General features: G+C 66.0%; 16 protein-coding genes. 4 read left to right on the plus strand and 12 right to left on the minus strand.

All coding sequences use genetic code 11. The features are described from left to right. Positions 1-16: 16 nt before the first annotated feature. The 4 genes from WBG06_RS09580 to WBG06_RS09595 all read right to left on the minus strand — a co-directional run bounded on the left by WBG06_RS09580 (position 17) and on the right by WBG06_RS09595 (position 5,353). Positions 17-1,618, minus strand: a complete 1,602-nt coding sequence (locus tag WBG06_RS09580; RefSeq protein ID WP_336736355.1) for an FG-GAP-like repeat-containing protein — start codon at positions 1,616-1,618, stop codon at positions 17-19. Positions 1,619-1,640: 22 nt separating this feature from the next. Then, a complete protein-coding gene (locus WBG06_RS09585) occupies positions 1,641-3,305 on the minus strand; it encodes an ABC transporter substrate-binding protein (protein WP_336736356.1) in 1,665 nt (554 codons plus the stop codon). A gap of 160 nt (positions 3,306-3,465) precedes the next feature. Beyond that, entirely contained in the window at positions 3,466-4,101 is a 636-nt protein-coding gene (locus WBG06_RS09590; RefSeq protein WP_336736357.1) for a transcriptional regulator, read from the minus strand. Positions 4,102-4,231: 130 nt separating this feature from the next. Next, entirely contained in the window at positions 4,232-5,353 is a 1,122-nt protein-coding gene (locus WBG06_RS09595; protein ID WP_336736358.1) for a hypothetical protein, read from the minus strand. Here WBG06_RS09595 and WBG06_RS09600 point away from each other — a divergent pair. Further along, positions 5,352-5,480 (plus strand): hypothetical protein, encoded by a 129-nt coding sequence (locus tag WBG06_RS09600; RefSeq protein WP_336736359.1) that lies wholly within the window; start codon positions 5,352-5,354, stop codon positions 5,478-5,480. The two genes, WBG06_RS09595 and WBG06_RS09600, sit on opposite strands and share 2 nt — an antisense overlap. A gap of 66 nt (positions 5,481-5,546) precedes the next feature. Here the strand turns inward: WBG06_RS09600 and WBG06_RS09605 are convergent, their stop codons facing one another. Further along, positions 5,547-5,942, minus strand: coding sequence for a hypothetical protein (locus tag WBG06_RS09605; protein ID WP_336736360.1), 396 nt, complete (start codon positions 5,940-5,942; stop codon positions 5,547-5,549). Between the two features lie 462 nt (positions 5,943-6,404). Here WBG06_RS09605 and WBG06_RS09610 point away from each other — a divergent pair, with 462 nt between their 5' ends. The 3 genes from WBG06_RS09610 to WBG06_RS09620 all read left to right on the plus strand — a co-directional run bounded on the left by WBG06_RS09610 (position 6,405) and on the right by WBG06_RS09620 (position 8,371). Beyond that, on the plus strand, positions 6,405-7,316 hold the full coding sequence (locus tag WBG06_RS09610; protein WP_336736361.1) for a hypothetical protein: 912 nt from the start codon (positions 6,405-6,407) through the stop codon (positions 7,314-7,316). A 61-nt stretch (positions 7,317-7,377) separates the two neighbouring features. After that, entirely contained in the window at positions 7,378-7,827 is a 450-nt protein-coding gene (locus tag WBG06_RS09615; RefSeq protein WP_336736362.1) for a DUF3592 domain-containing protein, read from the plus strand. A gap of 106 nt (positions 7,828-7,933) precedes the next feature. After that, positions 7,934-8,371 carry a DUF3592 domain-containing protein gene (locus WBG06_RS09620; RefSeq protein WP_336736363.1) on the plus strand — a complete coding sequence of 146 codons (438 nt, stop codon included), beginning with the start codon at positions 7,934-7,936 and terminating at the stop codon, positions 8,369-8,371. A 66-nt stretch (positions 8,372-8,437) separates the two neighbouring features. Here the strand turns inward: WBG06_RS09620 and WBG06_RS09625 are convergent, their stop codons facing one another. The 7 genes from WBG06_RS09625 to WBG06_RS09655 form a co-directional block, all read right to left on the minus strand. Further along, the gene (locus WBG06_RS09625) at positions 8,438-8,920 is read right to left on the minus strand and encodes a hypothetical protein (RefSeq protein WP_336736364.1); all 483 of its coding nucleotides are present in this window, start codon (positions 8,918-8,920) and stop codon (positions 8,438-8,440) included. Beyond that, positions 8,902-9,522: a hypothetical protein gene (locus WBG06_RS09630; protein WP_336736365.1), complete on the minus strand. Its 621-nt coding sequence runs from the start codon at positions 9,520-9,522 to the stop codon at positions 8,902-8,904. Before WBG06_RS09630 ends, WBG06_RS09625 begins: the two co-directional genes overlap by 19 nt. Next, positions 9,512-10,174: a hypothetical protein gene (locus WBG06_RS09635; RefSeq protein ID WP_336736366.1), complete on the minus strand. Its 663-nt coding sequence runs from the start codon at positions 10,172-10,174 to the stop codon at positions 9,512-9,514. The genes WBG06_RS09630 and WBG06_RS09635 overlap by 11 nt, the downstream gene beginning before the upstream one ends. Further along, entirely contained in the window at positions 10,175-11,356 is a 1,182-nt protein-coding gene (locus WBG06_RS09640; protein ID WP_336736367.1) for a hypothetical protein, read from the minus strand. It lies immediately after the preceding gene. A 36-nt stretch (positions 11,357-11,392) separates the two neighbouring features. Then, positions 11,393-11,713, minus strand: coding sequence for a flagellar protein FlgN (locus tag WBG06_RS09645; RefSeq protein ID WP_336736368.1), 321 nt, complete (start codon positions 11,711-11,713; stop codon positions 11,393-11,395). A gap of 107 nt (positions 11,714-11,820) precedes the next feature. Then, positions 11,821-12,108, minus strand: a complete 288-nt coding sequence (locus WBG06_RS09650) for a WXG100 family type VII secretion target (RefSeq protein WP_336736369.1) — start codon at positions 12,106-12,108, stop codon at positions 11,821-11,823. Positions 12,109-12,237: 129 nt separating this feature from the next. Beyond that, positions 12,238-16,743 carry an FtsK/SpoIIIE domain-containing protein gene (locus tag WBG06_RS09655; protein WP_336736370.1) on the minus strand — a complete coding sequence of 1,502 codons (4,506 nt, stop codon included), beginning with the start codon at positions 16,741-16,743 and terminating at the stop codon, positions 12,238-12,240. Between the last annotated feature and the right edge of the window lie 54 nt (positions 16,744-16,797).

Below are 16,797 nucleotides of genomic sequence, written 5' to 3' on the forward strand. Positions count from 1 at the left end.
CCTTCCGAGATGGGACTCAACAGTAAAGGCCGCTCGGCTCGATGCCGATCAGACACGAGAAGCTGGTCGTGTCGTCCGTGAACAGCGGCGTGACGATCGAGCCGGGCTGAAGGCCCTTCGGGCTTCCGGCGAAGACGGCGGGGTAGCCGTTGAAGGACACCGCCACGACGTCCGCGAAGTGGTCGCCGTTGACGTCGGAGGTGACCACCGAGCTCCACGCGTACGAGTTGATCGCGGCCGAGTTCCGTTGCACGGTCTTCCACCTCTCGCCGGTGAGGCTGTAGACGTCGAACCACCCGTAGATGCCGAGGTGGACCCACTCGTCGACCCCGTCGCCGTTCACGTCGGCGGCGGTCCCGCGCAACGCGTCGAGATCACCGTTCGCGGTCGATCGGTCCTGGTAGTGGATGTCCTTGTCGAGAACTCCGAAGGCCGGTCCCTCCTCGAAGCTGCGGCCATCGGACAGCAGGGCCGTGCCCGAGTAGTTCCCGACCTTCGACGGCGTGCTCAGACCGTAGAGCAGGTCGGTCTTGCCGTCGCCGTCGAAGTCGCCGACGTGGAAGGCCCATTGCGGGATCGCCGACACGTCCGGGGGCACGTCGGTCTCGTAGGCGCTCGCTGGCCTCTCCCAGCGACCACCGTCTCCCTGACGGGCGATGCTGACCTGGACCGTCCTCTTGTCCTCCGACAGCACCGCGAAGGCGACGTCGTTGTGGCCGTCGCCGTCGAAGTCACCGCAGTAGGCGCCGTCGACGCGCTCCGCATCGACCTGGATCTGCTGGGACTCGCCGGTCTGAAGGTGAAGGCCGTAGGTCTGCGGCCCGTCATAGGAGTACTCGTTCGGCGCCCCGATGTCCGCCTTCCCGTCGCCGTCGAAGTCGCACATGATCCGACCGCTGGTCGCGAACTCGTAGCCCCACGCCGCCCACGCACCGGGACGCTGCTGCGTGAACTTCTCGCCACCGTCGGAGAGGTAGAAGCGCCGGTCCTTCTCGTTCATGGCGACGACGAGGTCACCCTTCTCGTCACCGTTGACATCACCCAGGATCGGACCTTCGACGGGGATCTTCTTGGGCGCTGTCACGGTCACCGTCTCGGCCTTCGGCGGCCCGTCGTCGAAGACGACCATGGTCAGCACGAGGCCCATCGCCACCACGACCACCACAGCAGCGCCCAGGATGCCGAGGACCTGCCCGGCGCCGAGGCTTCGCCTCGTGGCCCGGATCTGGCGCCACGACGCCACCGGTTGCGTCGGCGACGCCGGTCCTTGCCCGGCTGGGGGCATCGCCTCTGCCATCGGCGGAGGCGGTGCCCACTCCGGCGCCGCGGCCTCGGCCACGTCGATCCTGACACCGTCGTCGGCGCCGCCGACCATCACCGACACCCCTGGCGCGAGGGTGACCGACGGGACCCGGTGCCCAGCCACGTACGTGCCGTTGGTGCTGTTCAGATCGGTGAGCACCCAGGCGCCGTCGACGACGGCGACGGAGGCGTGCGCCGAGGAGACGAGATCGCCGGCGATCACCAGGTCGGCGCCCTGCTTGCGCCCGAGCGTGTAGGTGCGCCCGGGCTCGAGGCGCCACTCCCGTCCCTGCGCCTTCACCACCAGATCAGTCATGGCCCCCCGGCTCTATGTCAGGTCACTTCTTGGTCGGTGACCACTCGACGACGGTCGAGACGAGCGGCGCGACCTGACCCGACCGAGGACGTACGCTGTCGACCTTCTTGTCGCTCACCGTCACCGTCGGATTCATCACGATCGGCACCACGATCGAGTCCCTGACCAGCGTCTTCTCGATCTGGACGCGTACGTCGCGGGCCTCGTAGGGATCGGCGGTGCGGGCCAGCTCGCCGGTCAGCCGGTCCCGCTCGTGGTCGCCGCCACCGGTCAGGTTCTGGCTGCCCTTGGTCCCCCACTGGGCCGAGATCTCCTCGGGCGTCTGCGGGATCGGGATCCGGACCAGGGCCGCGTCCCACTTGTTGCCGGAACCCACCTTGTCCGCCGAGGGCACGCCGCAGTCGGTGGTGGTCCAGCCCTCGTCGTCGACGACGTTCGCGATGGTGTCGTAGGCACCAGCGGCGAATGCGCTGGACTTGTCGTAGGCGAGGCAGACCCTGGCGCCGCGGGGCGCCTTCGCGTCCTGGGAGGCCCCGAACTTCGTGGAGAACCCGGCGTCCTCGGTGGCGATCTGATAGCCCTCCCCGCCCGGCGGGAAGAGCACGACGTCGGTGGCTTCGTACGCCTCGGCCCACTCGCCCGCGCCGCCCTCGGCGATGTCGCCGCGGGGCACGGCGCGCAGGTAGGCCGTGCGGGTGTTCTTGCGCTGGAACAGACCACGGTCGGTGCGGAGGACCAGTGCCCACATGGTGCCGTCGTGGGCATTGGCGACGCCGTAGTCGCGGCGCTCGAGGTCACGCACCTGCTTGCGGTTGGCCTTGGTCGGAACGACCTGGACGACGTCGACCTTCTCCCCGAGGCTGTCCAGGGCATCGGCACCGGCCGGGGTGAGGCGTACCTGCTCGTAGGTCGGCCTGGCCTCGCCCGCGTACTCCGGGTTGGCCTCCAGGTCGACCTCCTGACCGCCTTCGCCGGCCGCGATCTTCGCGACCCGGTAGGGGCCGCTGGACAGCAGTGCCTCCTCGGAGACCTTGCCGTTCTCGGCGACCGCGAACGCGCTGGTCCAGGCCTCCGCGATCTTGGTCAGCTTCGCCGTGTCGGACTCCTCGATCGCGGTCTCGACGACCTCTTTGGCCTCGATCGGGTCCTCGATCTTCAACGCCTTCTGCCCCACGACGTGTGCCGGGACGGCGACGTCCAGGGCCGTACGCCAGTCGACCACCGGCACCACGAGCGGAACCTCGATGGCACGAGCGCCCTCGTCGACCTCGGGGATGTAGGCGCTCTTGGTCAGGCCGGTCGGCACCGCACCGAAGTCGACACCGCCGTCCGGGCTCCCTTCCTTCGGCGTGCTGAAGTAGCCCGAGGTCGCCGCCCAGGCGAGCATGAGGTCGGCCGTGTCGATCGGTACGCCGTCGGACCAGGTGGGCTCGGCCAGGTCATAGCGCACCCGGGCCTGCTTGTCGCCCTCCATCGTGACCTTGCCGAAGGTCTCGTCCATCTCGACGGCGTCGTCGACCACGGTTCCGAACGCCCCACGGGTCAGGGAGGCGATGTCGAGGTTGCCATCGGTCACGCTCGCCGCGCTCGCGGGGTTGGTGCTCGTCAGGGACCCGGTCCACGCGACGGCGACCTCGGTGCCCTCTTCGACCGAGGCGGGCAGGTCACCCGAGCAGGCGGTGGCCATGAGCGCCAGACTGGCGACGGAGACGAGCCCCGCCCGACGACGTGCGCCAGGATGCACCTTCTAGTCCCCTCTCCGAGACAACGGACGCCCAGATCCTAACGAGCCCTCGCGGAGACCTGCCACCGACGTGGCAGGTCTCCGCGGGCCGAGGGTCGTGCGGTCACCCGGCGGGGATCTCCACCTGCTCCTTGAACTCGGCGATGGTCTTGTCCGAGCCGATCACCTTCGCGCCCGAGCGCGCGTACTCGACGACGTACGTGTCATCCTTCTCGTCCACCTCGAACGCGATCCAGCCGGTGTGCTCACCGCCGTCGCGCCGCGACACGTCCTCGAACGGCGTACGCTTCGCCGCGGTCAGCTCCGTGGCCACGTCGTCCGTGTCGGGCGACCAGAAGTCTGCACCCTTGTCCCACGAGATCTGGAAGTTCCCGTCCTGGATGAGGCCGCCGTACTCCGTGCCGGGCTTGACCTTGACCTGGAGCAGCACGATCTCACCGCCCTCGGCGACCGTTTCCGCACCCTCCTCCGACGGGAAGTCGCGGACAGCGGAGATGACCTCGATCGAGTCCCCCATGTCGGGGTCCTTGAACGTCTTCCCGATCTTCACCTCCACCTCCTTGCCGGCCGGCGCCGCCGACGCCGACTCGGAGGCCGGCGCGCTCGACTCGGTCTCGACCGCGGAGTCGGCATCGGCCTTGGTGTCCTCGGAACCGCACGCGGTCATCGTGAGCGCGAGGCCGAGGCTGAGGCCGACGGCGGCCAGGCGAGCGGTGCGGACGGTGGTGCGAGTGCGCATGAAGAGTCCCTTCAACAGTGAATGTTCCCGAGATCGAGAGGTACGCCTCACCCTGGCAACTGGGCTCGCCGGCGCCCGTTCTTTACTCCGGCGTGTCGCGCCGTGGTCTCGGTGACTTCGCCCACGTCGGCTACTCCTCGACGTCGGCCAGCCACTCCGGGTTGATCGCCAGGGCCGTCAGGTGGACATCCTTGGTCGCGAAGTCCCCGTCGTCCACCTTCACCTCGAGGGCGACGGACACGTCGCCGGTCGCCAGATCCGTCCGGAGCAGGCTCAGCTCCGTCAGCTCGGTCCAGACCCGGTCGCGGTGCCTCGACCTGGTCCACTTGCGCTCGTGGAACTCGCTGTCGTCGGCGACCGTGTAGACCGCGCCCGGCCCGTAGGCCAGGACCTCGGCGTCCAGCCCGGTGTATCCCTCGAGGAAGGTGATCTTGCGAGCCTGGATCGGCGCCGACGCGGTCGTCGGCAACGGTGCGGTCCACATCCGGTTGTCGACGACCCAGTAGAGCTGACCGTCCGCGACGGTCACCCGTGCGGGCCCGCCGATGAGCGATGAGTCGTCGGCCGGGTAGACGATCTCATGGTCGACGGCGACCTGGTCGGCGGGTGTGTCCTTCGCGGTGTTCCAGACCCGCAGGACGTGCTGGCCGTCGTCGTTCTCCCAGCCTTCGTAGATCATGCCGTCGACGCACGGTGAGGTGGTGCCCGGGAAGCTCGACGGCTCCAGGGTGCTCAGGATGTCGGTGCCGTCGTGCGGATAGACCGACGTCAGCGCGGCGCGGCTCCACTGGTCCTCCGGGATCGTCGCGCTGTCCTCCTCGAAAGCCTTGGTCTCGGTGCCTCGTCCGGAGGCGAAGACACGGTCACCACAGACGGCAGCGGTCGACGTCCCGCCGTAGGCCGACATCCGCGTCGTCGCCTTCCCGGTCTCACCGTCGATGTAGGTCACGAACGGGTCCTTGGCCCCGTTCTCAGGGCTGAACCCGACCAACGTCCCGTCGCCGACCGGCACCCGGTACCACTCGTGCTGCGTCTCGACCGCGGTGCCACCGCCCGTACGTTCGTTGGTGGTCAGGCCGTCCTCGGTGATCACGTAGTCGTGCCCGCGGTCGGACGTGGTGATCCCGTGCTCCGTCCAGGAGATCGCGGCACCTTCGACGTCCTCGAGCTCGATCGCACGGGTCTTGCCCGTCGGCGAGACCAGGACCAGGTAGCCCGAGTCCTCGCCGCCCTCCTTCAGCCGCAACGCCATGACCGCGTCCTCGGTCGTGAAGTCCGCCGGCGGTGGCCCGACGGCGCACCCCGAGATCAACGCCGCCGTCGCCACCGCCGTCGCTGCGATTCGCCGAGCCACCGCTCACATCCCGCCATCTGTCTGAGTCAAGGGAGGCTCAGGGTATCGATCCCCATCAGCGATGCAGCGCCGACCTCGCCACGATGCAGCCTCAGAACTCCGGCACTTCCTCCGGGTCGGTCCACGGGTGCTCAGAACCGTCGTCCCGGATGAAGTGGGACGACACGGGCGTTGCCGGCGCGGTGATCGTCCCGGCAAGCACACCCTTGATCGCCGTGAGGTACTTCTCCGCGATCTTCCCGTTCGCGACGCCGTCGAGCAGGGCAGACGGCGACCCGGGGATGTTCTGGACGAGCACGTTGACCGCTGATCCCTGACCGTTCTGGTGGGCGCGGAGCATGATCACCTTCGGCCACGAGAGGGCCTTGGTCTTCTGCCGGATGATGAGGGCGTGACCCTCGGTGTGCACAGCTCTGATCTCGAACTTCTTCTCCTGCTGCGCGACTCCGAGTGCTGCCTGGAAGGCGACCCCCGGAAGAACGTCCAAGTCGGCGCTTCGGGCGCGTTCAGATCCCACGTTGATCCTCTGTCTCGTAGATGGTCGGATGCATCAAAACTTCACGCCGTCGCGAACGGCGGCCCTTCTCCCGAGACGGTCGGTTCAACGGCGCAACTCGCGTTGTACGACCGAGCAAGGCGAACCATAGGACCATTCCCGCGACGCCGGCTACACGGGCGACCAAGAACCAGATCTCCGCCACGATCTTCACGAACGAGCGCTCGCCGACGCTCGGTAGACCGAGCGCGACTCCACCAGAGCGCCAAGCGACAGAACGAGCAGGGTCATGATTGACCGGAGCCGATCGGTGATCTCTCCCTATCCGACGAGTCCCTGGGTTCAATGCCGCCCTGTTGTCAAAGATGCTCACGGAGGGGCCCACCGCCGGACTTCCCTGCCTCGTTGGTCGCCCGAGGCCGGAGATTAAAGTGGGGTGCCACCGATCGGGGCGTGGAACAGTCCGCCCTGACACGATCGACCCCATCGCGACTCGGAGCGGAACCACCCTTGAGGACATCGACGACGAACGACCGTGCCGGAATCTTGCGCCATCTGACGCAGCCCGGACTTCTCGGGCGACTCAGCCGAGGCAACCCCAAGCTGGCGCCCTGGGTTCTCATCGGCGTCCACTTGATACCGGTGGCGATCGTGGCTCTCATCTGGTGGATCGGCTTGTCGCCGGTCTTCGACGGCATCCATTGGGTTCCGGCGATCGCCGCCACCATCGTCGCGATCGCCGTGCCGATCCCCATGATGTACGCCTTCGGCTTCTGGGGCGCGGCCAGCGGTCAGGACGGTGGCGACCAGTTCGACGAGGACTTCACCCCACTCGTCGCCTTCGGTTTGGGGTGGCTGCGCTGGTTGCTCCAGATCATCCTCATCGGCGGCGTGATGATGGGCACGATCCTGATCTGGATGGACTTCCGCCCGTGGTACATCTCGAGCAGCCCGGAGATCGACGCCCTGCCCGACGACATCGCCACCATGCCGATCCCAGACGACTGGGAAGGAATCGGAGAACCGTCCGCCGACTGGAAGAAGGACCACATGGCCTACACGAAACCGCACGCGCAGTTTCGTGCGTCCTTCTACACCCCTGTCACCTATGACGAGATGACGGACTGGGTGAAGAACACCTCAGCATGGGAGAACAGCGGGTTCGGCGCCATCGACCAGATCGACTGCGACGCTTCGCTCGAATGGTGTGACGCCGAGCGTGTTCCGGAGCCGGGTGAGCCGCGGGAGTACAGCCTGACCATCAGTTGGCACGAGGCACGAGGAGTCACCGACGAAGCCGGCAACGCTCTCCACTCCGTCGATGTCGAACTGAAGTACGCCGAGGACGGACAGTCTTGGCAATGAGATGTCGGTGGTCACCTCGTCCCCGTGCCGGAGAGGACGAGGAACCCGTACCATCTCGCGCGTGAACGACCTTCTCGGAGCACTCGCGATCACCCTCATCGGCACCCTGATCTGCGTCTCGGGCTACCTCAACTTCAGAGACGCCAGGAAGCGTGCGCGCGGCAGTGGCCGCTGGTCACGGGCACACGCGCAGATCACCAAGGCATGGAAGCAGGATGTCAGCGGCGCCTCGGGCGACGCGCTCTACCACGTCAACTACACCTTCACCGCTCCCGAGACCGGCGGCAGCTACTACGGCCACAGCGAGCGTGGTCCCCAGGATGCCAAGGCCGGTGACGATATCGAAGTGGTGTACGACCCGAGTGGTCCTTACAACAACGAACTCCCCATGCCTCGCTTCGCGCGATCGTTTCTGCCGACCGCCTTCGGCGTCCTCATCATCGTCGGCGCTGCCCTGGCTCTCGCCGGTCTCATCGGCACGGTCGTGATCTCGGTCGAACTGATCGGATAGCCGCATCAGGAACCCGCGACCGTGCGGCCGCTCCGCACCAGCCACCTCGTACTCTCGCCGCGAGGCAGGAACGCAACACAGTTGACCCCACCACGGGAAGGACACCATGGACGGAAGTGAACGACAACTCGTGATGCTGGCGATGGCAACTGCATCTTTCCTCGTCGCGTGCGTGCCCGCCGTCCTATATCTCCGCGAGAAGTACACCTTGAGGACATGGACGCGAGGCAAAGCGAGGATCCAAGTCACCTTTGTCGAGAAGAGCCAGACGACAAGCGGCGCCAGTACTGAGTCCGCCAAGGCGCGATACATCTTCCGCACGTCTCATGGCGATCTGATCGAAGGCATAGGCCGAGTCAATGGCCGTCCGGACGTCGGCAGCGAAGTCGAGGTCCGATATCGCCTGGACAATCCGGAGAAGAACAGCATCTACGTCACCCCAAGAACGACATGGCTCGTGCTTGGCATACCGTGGACGATTGTCTTCGTTGCCTTCGCCGGCGTTTGCGTGAGCGATGCGTTCTGGAGCACGATGTCCAACTGAACGGAAAGAGGTGGCACGGTCCAACTAGACGGACCGTGCCACCAACCATCCCATCAGACGATCTGGCTATTGATTGCGCAGCGAAGCGAGCCTGATGGCCAACGGGATGCCTATCAGTCCAGCGATCGTGAACCACGCCATCCCAACATAGTTTCCGAAAGTTGCCGCGTTTCCGCCAAGGACGTCAACGATCCACCAGATCCCCCGGATCAGAACCACAACCGAGAACACCAGCAGGACCGCGATTCGCACTCCTCCTTGCCGCCCCTCGATGACCGCCGCATCTCGGATAACCATACGATGCGTGGTAGCCCCGAGATAGATGGTAAGAATACCGAAGGCCACTGTCGCCAATAGCGATACTGGCCCGGACACCTCGTATTCAGACGCCGATGGCACAATCAGTGCCGTCAGCGACTGAAAGGACAAGAGGATCACAAAGCCGAAAAGAAGACACCAATGGAAAAAGAAACGCCCTAGTCGATAGGTCGTCCTATCAACTCCAAGCTGATCAAGAACAGAATCGTCCATCAGTTTTGCTTCACCCATCTGAGACTAGCGACCATTAGATCCATGAGGTCCTTCTGAGCAACCAATCGCTCCGATTCGCGAGAGATACCTGCCGGGCGAACCAGAGAAGCGACCAGTTCGAGCGCCTTGAGACGGCGTGACTCCGGCACCGGGGTCAGGTAGGTGATCGAGTGATTCACGAACCGGCCTTCGCCCAGTCGGACGTCAACTTCCTCCTCGTAGCGCACAGTGCGCCGGTCACCGAGGAGCGACTGCGCACCGCGATCACGGATCAGCTTGCGGACATGGTCATCGAGGGGTTGACCATCCTCTGATCGGCGATACCTGGCGATGATCGATGCCGCCATTCGCGGCGCATCTGCAGGTGCGTCGATCGGGGCGAAGAAGGCGACGGCCCCAGCATTGCGCATCTTGTCGAACGAGTCCCGTAGGCCGGGACCCAGGACCGAGTAGGTCTGAGGCTGGTGCGCCTGCATGAGATTTCGCTTCAACGAAGCCTCGAAGTCGCGGTAGGTCTCGTCCGTGACTTCGCGCCTTGACCAGCCGGCGGGAAGTTCCATCATGAACTCCGGCTGAGGACCCATGTTGAGAATAGAGCGCAAGTCGAGTTTATCGGCCATCGTTCGCCAACTCCCATGGTTTCTCGTTGAGAACATTCTCGGGCGTGATTCCACCGAACTTCTGACCGTCTGGCCTGATGATTCTAAAGGAATCTTTGAGAACCCCCAGTCCAGGAAGAGCTCCCGATATCAGCGCGGGCAGACTCTGCTCGAGGCTGAGCACCAAGGCGGCATCACCATCCATGAAGATGAGATCCACGCCAAAAAGACTCGTCCAACCTGCAGATTCCTCGACCGTACGCTTGATAGTGACCTGGACCCCAGCCCCGAGTTCCGGCGACTCGACAGGATGAACAACCGCACCCTCGACAGAAGTGAAGTCCGGCACCGAGCTGCTATCCATCAAGCAGACCCGGCAGGTCAACACCGCTGGACCTGGCAACGGCCAGACCTGGAAGGTTGCGATCGATGGAAGTGCAGGCTCGTCCTCTACGCCGTATTCCAAGATCTCACGCAGCATCGCTTCCGTTGTAGGCGAGCCATCCCACCGTGGAACGCCAACGTAGCGTTTGACCTGCGCCATGGCCATCTCGACCCAGGCTTCTCTTTCCACACCGGTCATCTGGCTCGGGATGTGAAACCATCCAGGCTCATCGAAGTCCCTGATTGCCTGGACACTCCAGTCGCCCAGGTCACTCGTGCGTTCGATCATCTAGAACACCAGTCCGACCTCATCAGGGACGTCGACACTCGGGAACCCGAGGTTTCCAGCCCAGCTGTTCAGGCTGAGCACGTTCCCGATGCCATTTCCACCCGCGACGTACTTACTCATCGAGCTGACCTGCAAGGTTTGCTGGAGGGTCATCGGGCCCATGCCGATCGACTTGGCCAGCAGACCATCTGCGACGCCAGCCCTGCCCCCGGTCGAGCCAGTGGCGAGGAACTTCCCTACCGTGCTCAGTCCACCGGCCTTCCAAGCGCCGATGAGACTGTCGTCAGTCATCTTCAGCAAACCGGTCATCGAGGGCATCGAGTTCTTCAGCATCGCGACCCCCAACTTCTCGCCGGTCAAGGACATTCGTCCCAGCGACCCGGCGACGTTACCCGCTTTGGTCACTGGGATGATGCTCAAGGCCGCGATTCCGACGTCTAGCCAGCCGGCCTCGCCATTCATAACCTGCCCGACCGTCGCCGCTGTGGCCAGAAGGCCGATTCCGACGCCTAGCCAGACAAGCGCGCCGATTCCGGTGCACAGTGCTGCGATAGCAACGATGGTGCCAACGACTTTGAGAACGTCGGCCCAGTCCGACCAGGCGCTGTCCTCGATGCTCCCGGCGGTTCTGTCCTCGATGCCGTTTGCGGCCGTCTCGAAGGCCTCTTCCCAGGTGTCGTAGTGCGCGTCGAACTCGGTCGCCTTCTCGACGAAGTCCTGGTAGGCCTGGGCCTTCGCCTGGTTCTCGGCTGCCTCTTCCTTGTCGGTTCCACCGATCCCGAGAAGGCCGCCCTCTTCCTCGGTCTGGCTGTCGTCCTTGTCGCCCGGCAGCATGATGTATTTGCTGTAGCGGTCCTGCGCCTCGTTCACCGCTGTCTCGATCTTGGGCTGGATCTCCTCGAGGGCATCCCCGTAGGCCTTGATCACCGGCCCGACCGGCTTGTAGAGCTCGCCGGCTTGCTTGAGCGTCTCGTGCGAGTCGCCGATGGAGTCACGAAGGGCATTGATGGCCTTGCCCTTCATGGACTCACCGCCCAGCGCGTTGTCGGCGATGTTCTGCAGGACGAGCGCGCTGTTGAGCATCATCTCGCCGAGCGTTTCGATCTGCTGACCGCGCTTGCTGATCGCTCCAGGCTCTCCGTCGACCGGCCTGATCGTGCGTCCCTTGGGGGACTGTTCCATAAATGTCACTGAAGTCTCCTACCCGCCAATACCGGCCTAGGCCCCGGCCTTCTCGGCCTTGACCTCGGGGGCGGACAGCTGGATCGCGGTGTCGGCATCCCATTTCTCGACGTTCTCGATCACGCCCTTGACGTGCTCGAGAACGTCATTGAGGCTGTCCTTGAGCTCGTCGCGCTTGTGGTTCCACCGGTCTTCGAAGTCTTCCGCGGCCTCACGCAGCTCGTTGCGCCCATAAGGGTCGCCGATCGCATCTTCGAGGTCGTCCGCTCGGTCCTCTGCGTCCTCGAACTCTTTGGTTATCTTGCCGAGCTCGTCCTTGACAGTGTTGAGCTGACCGAGGTCAATATAAAAGTCCATGCGGAGTTCTGCTTCTCCCTAGACGAAACAGTTGGCAGGTGCGATGTGCGCTTCTATGGCAGGACGCAGACGCGATTGCCTGCGCCCCACCATAGAAACTCGGCGAATCAGCCGCCGGCGAGCTGCGAGTCGAGGTCCTGGATGGCCGTGGCCATGTCGCGCAGAGCCTGCGCCATGTCCTCGACACCAGCGATGGCCTCCTTGAGGCCGCTGGTCATCTCCTGGTAGCCGTCCTGGAACTTGCCCGACGCCTTCTCGGTCTTGAAGCCGTCCTGGACGAGCTCGTCGACGTAGCCCTGGCACTCGTCCAGCGCGGACTCGATCGTGTCCTTGCCCTGGTCGAGCTTGTCGGCGGTGCCGGTCATCTCGTCGTATGTTGCCCCGAAGTCACTCATCGATCATTGCCTTTCCCGCGATTTTCATGTCAGACGCCCCAACCAGCGGACGCCGGTGGCCACCGTAGGCCACGCTCTTCTCCCCTGTGAAGGGTAAAAACCGTTTCGTTGTCGGAATTATGCAGAGGTTCATGCAGAACCCTCGGAGTCGCTCGCCAGAGGCATCTGCATGGTCACCATGCGGCCGGCCTGGACGAAGATTCCGCGGCCCGCGGGGAAGTCGGTGCGCTTGAGCTTTCCGAAGGGAACCTTGAACAGCGTGTCGCCGTCGTAGGTGTCCGGCTTGAGCACGATTCCCTGGCGGGCGGCCTTCCACTCACCCATCACGCCCGAGCCGCCGCCGGCACGGGTGACGTCGGCGTCACCGACGAAGAGGTGGTCGGAGTTGTTGATGGCCTGCAACAGTGCGCGCATCGGGCGATCGGCGGGACCGTCGGCCAGATGGGTCATGTCCTCGGCGACGATCATGATGCGGCCGGGGAAGGACTCGTCGGCGACGATCTCGGCGAGCTCGGTGACGAGCGCCTTCTCGTCGTCGGGACGGGTGGCGCTGCGTACCCAGGGCCGGAAGTCGCCGAGCAGGGCGCGACGGCTGCCGAGGTGGAACAGCTTCACCTCGGGGTCGAAGCGCTCGACGGACTCGACGAGCGCCTTGAGGGCGTTCGTCTTGCCCGACTGCGGCGGGCCGGTGATGATGAACGAGCCGATCGGGTCGAAGCCACGAGGCGCCAACGTGTCGTCGGCGATGCCGAAGACGGGCTGGCCGTTGGCCTGTGCGGGCAGAGTCCGGCTGGACACCTTCGTCGGCAGCGCACCGATCTCGCCGACCTCGGGAGCGCCCTGGGCGCGCAGCTGGGCGACCAGCTCGTCGAGGGCCTTGGTCTGCTCGGCGACGTTGGTCGTGCCGCCCAGCACGGCGAGCTGGACCTCGGCCTTGTCGACGACGGCTCGGCCGGGCGCCGACTGCTCGTTGAGCACGTCCTTGGGGGCTCCGACCAGGACGTACTGGCTCGGGTCGGAGAGCCGCATGACGACGCGGCGCGGGATGTTCGCGAAGACGGCGGTCGGGACGGAGCCGGAGCGGTCGGCGGTGATCACCGCGTGGACGCCGAGCGGGCGGCCCTCACCGAGGACCCGCATGAAGGACTGGTAGAACGGCGCGCGTCCCGCCGCGATCTCCCACTCCTTCTTGAACTCCGGGTAGTTGTCGATCAGGAGCAGGATGCGGGGCATCGACCGGTCGGCGATCTCGCGGTATTCGGTCAGGTTCGCCGCCGCGGCCTTGGAGAACAGCTCCGAGCGGCGGTCCATCTCCCGCTCGAGGGTGCGCATCAGTCGCTGCAGACGCTCGGCGTCGTCACCGTCGATGATCGAGCCGACGTGCGGGAGGCGCTCGATCGCGCCGAGCGCACCGGAGGCGAAGTCGAGACCGAAGACCTGGACCGTGCCGAGCTCCGGTCGGGCACCGGCCGCGGTCGCGATCGTCTTGAGCAGCGTCGACTTACCGGACCCCGAGGAGCCGAAGATGAGCAGGGAGCCGTCGCGGTCAGGCGAGAAGTAGATCGCGTTCTGCTGCTGCCTCTCCGGAAGGTCGGCGAGGCCCAGCAGGATCTGGCCGTCGCCCTCCAGCGGGAGGTCGCGCATGTCGACGACAGTCGCCAGGTCGTCGAGCCACGGACGCCGCGGAGCCGGGAGCCCGGCAGCTTCGGAGGCACGGATCAGCGTGGTCACGACCCGTTTCTGGTCGTTGGGACCGAGGTCCTCGTCGTGCGAGTCGCTCTCCGGTGGACGCTCGGGCTCCCACTCGGTGATCGAACCGAACTTGAGCTCGGCGACCCGCACGTCCGCGGTGACGACCTCGTCGGTGCGGGTCCAGCCACCGGCGTACGCGGACTGGAACGGTGTCAGGCGACCCGGACCGGTCTTCGCGATGCCGCGGCCGGGCAGGGACGGCGGGAAGGACGCGGCCACCGGATCGTCGACGACGTCCTTGGAGTCGCTCTCGTCGGCCATCCGCAGGGCGACGCGGAGGTTGGTGTTGGCGCGCAGGTTGTCCTTGATGACACCGGCCGGCCGCTGCGTCGCCATGATCAGGTGGATGCCGAGCGAACGGCCTCGCTGGGCGATGTCGACGACACCGTCGACGAACTCCGGGACCTCGCCGGCCAGCGCCGCGAACTCGTCGATCACCAGCACCAGCGCGGGCGGGCACTCGGGGTCCTGGCGCTTCTCCAGCTCGAGGAGGTCCTTGGCCTTCTTCCGGTTGAACAGGTGCTCGCGGTAGTGCAGCTCGGCTCGGAGCGAGGTCAGTGCACGTCGCACCAGGTGAGGCGACAGGTCGGTCACCAGGCCCACGCAGTGCGGCAGGTCGACACAGTCAGCGAAGGCCGAGCCGCCCTTGTAGTCGACGAAGAGGAAGGTCACCCGGTCGGGCGAGTGCGCCGAGGCGATGCCGAGCACCCACGCCTGCAGGAACTCGGACTTACCGGCACCGGTGGTGCCGCCGACGAGGGCGTGCGGGCCCTGCGTACGCAGGTCGAGCGTCATCGCGTCCGAAGCACCCTGGCCGATGATGGCGCGCAGGTTCCCCGCCTTCTTCAGCCGTGGCCGCGGCCGGTCGGAGCGGTCGATGATCGAGTTGTTCTGCCGCCAGCGCTCGATGACCGAGTGCGGGTCCTCGGCGACCTCGTTGCCCACCAGGGACAGGAAGCCGACCGAGTTCGGCAGGTCGGAGGAGTCGTGGACGACAGTGCTGGCGTCCACCACCGGCGCGAGCCGCTTGGCGAACATGTCCATGTAGGCGTTGGACACACCCTCGACGTTGACACCCTCGTAGAGGTCGCCGTTGCGGACGAGGCCGACGGTGGCGCGCTCCAGCCCGTCGCTGACGTCGAGGAAGCTGCGGCACACCGCCGGCAGCGCCTCGACGGTCGAGGAGAGGAAGACGGCATGTACGCCGACATCGGCCCCGCGCTCGAGGACCTGGACCAGGCGGGCGCGGTCCACGGGCGCGTCGTTGGTGACGAAGACGATGATCGAGACCTGGACCCGTGCGTTGGTCTCCTCGCCGGCCCGGGCGACGTCGGTGCCGTACTGCATCGGGTTCCACCGCTCGGGGAACGGGCCGCGGTGCTCCGCGGTCCGCCCGGCGCGCATGATGTATTCCTCCAGCGCGCTGAGCAGGGCGTTGGCCGTCGGCGCGGAGTCGGCCAGCGGCATGTCCTTGAAGCGGTTGGTCTCCGAGGTGGTGTGCGGCAGCCACTTGAGCCACTCGAACTCCTCGACCCAGTCGGGATCGGCGAAGGCGACGGTGACGACCTCGTTGGGAGCGTGCAGACCGAAGAGCTGCACCGCGATCCCGCGCATCGCGTCCGCCGCCGGTCCGGCCGGACCGGCCACACCCACGGAACCCACCGCGGGGAGCGACTCCAGGAGGGGTACGTCGTCGACGTACTTGTAGCGCTCCTTGAGACGTTCGACGCGCTCGATGTATTGGGGCAGGCCGTTCTGGGTGTCACGCTCGGCGATCGAGTTGCGCGACAGGGCACGGGTGGTGCCGAGGCGTACGGCCAGGAAGTTCCAGTGCTCAGGACGGCGGGTCCACAACCGCGGGCCGAGCTGCATCGCCTGCTCGAATACCTCGGCGACCGCCGGGACCTCCTCGTTGCGAGCGAGCTCCTCCTCGGGCTTGCTGCGGTAGAAGACCTCTTCCAGCTTCTCGAACTGCCGCTCGAAGAGCTCGATCTCGTGGTCCTGCTTCGCGCCGGCCTGGCGGTGCTGGTTGATGTAGTTGCCGACCGCCATCATCGGGGTCATCACGACCAGCAGCAGCGCACGGGCGCGGCCGGTCATCGCGTAGATCGAGAGCGCCATGATGACCGGCGCGATCAGCACGAACCACGGGAACAGCTTCTTCTGCATCTCGGTCGGCATCCACGGCGGCGGGTGCTCGGTGCCGGGATAGCGGACGTCGACCCGCGGGCTGCGGTTGAAGAGGAGGCCACCGCCACGCTCGAGGACCGGGTCCTCGACGGTGTCGAGGAAGTCCTGGGAGAGCTGCATGACCAGGGTGGTGCCCCCGATGACGACGGGGGTGTCCGGCGCCAGACGTACGCGGGAGACCTGGGTGCCGTCGACGACGACGCCGTTGGCGGAGTTGAGGTCGACCAGCTCGACCGAGCGGTCCACCTCGATGCGGGCGTGACGCTTGGAGACCATCGGGTCGGCGAGCACGATCTCGTTCTCGGGACCGCGGCCGATCGAGGCGTGCCCGGTGGTCAGCGGGAAGGCCTGACCCCGCACCGGACCGTCGATCGCCCGGAGCACACCGACGCTCTTGCGGCGCGACCCGGTCGTCTCGTTGTCGGGTCCCATGTTGACGACCGCAGCCGCGAACCCGGACCCGATCGGCGCATCGCCGATGGGGACGTCGGGTTCGAGCGGTTCCATCCGGTCGGCGGTCGGCGGGGCTACGGCAAGGGTCAAGATGTCGTGCTCGCCCGCGATCACCGAACGCGCCGGGTCCGCATCGGCGATGTGCCGGGCGACGTCACCGGCGGTGGCCGTGGAGTCGGCGGTGACGATCACATCTGCAGGCGGGACACCTGGCCGGTGCAGAGTGAGCTTGACCTTCATGCTTCGTTCCCCTCGTCAACGTGCCTCAGAACCATGCGGCGAGATGGTGCCGGC

The sequence above is a fragment of the Nocardioides sp. CCNWLW239 genome (assembly GCF_037137035.1).
Lineage (GTDB): Bacteria > Actinomycetota > Actinomycetes > Propionibacteriales > Nocardioidaceae > Nocardioides.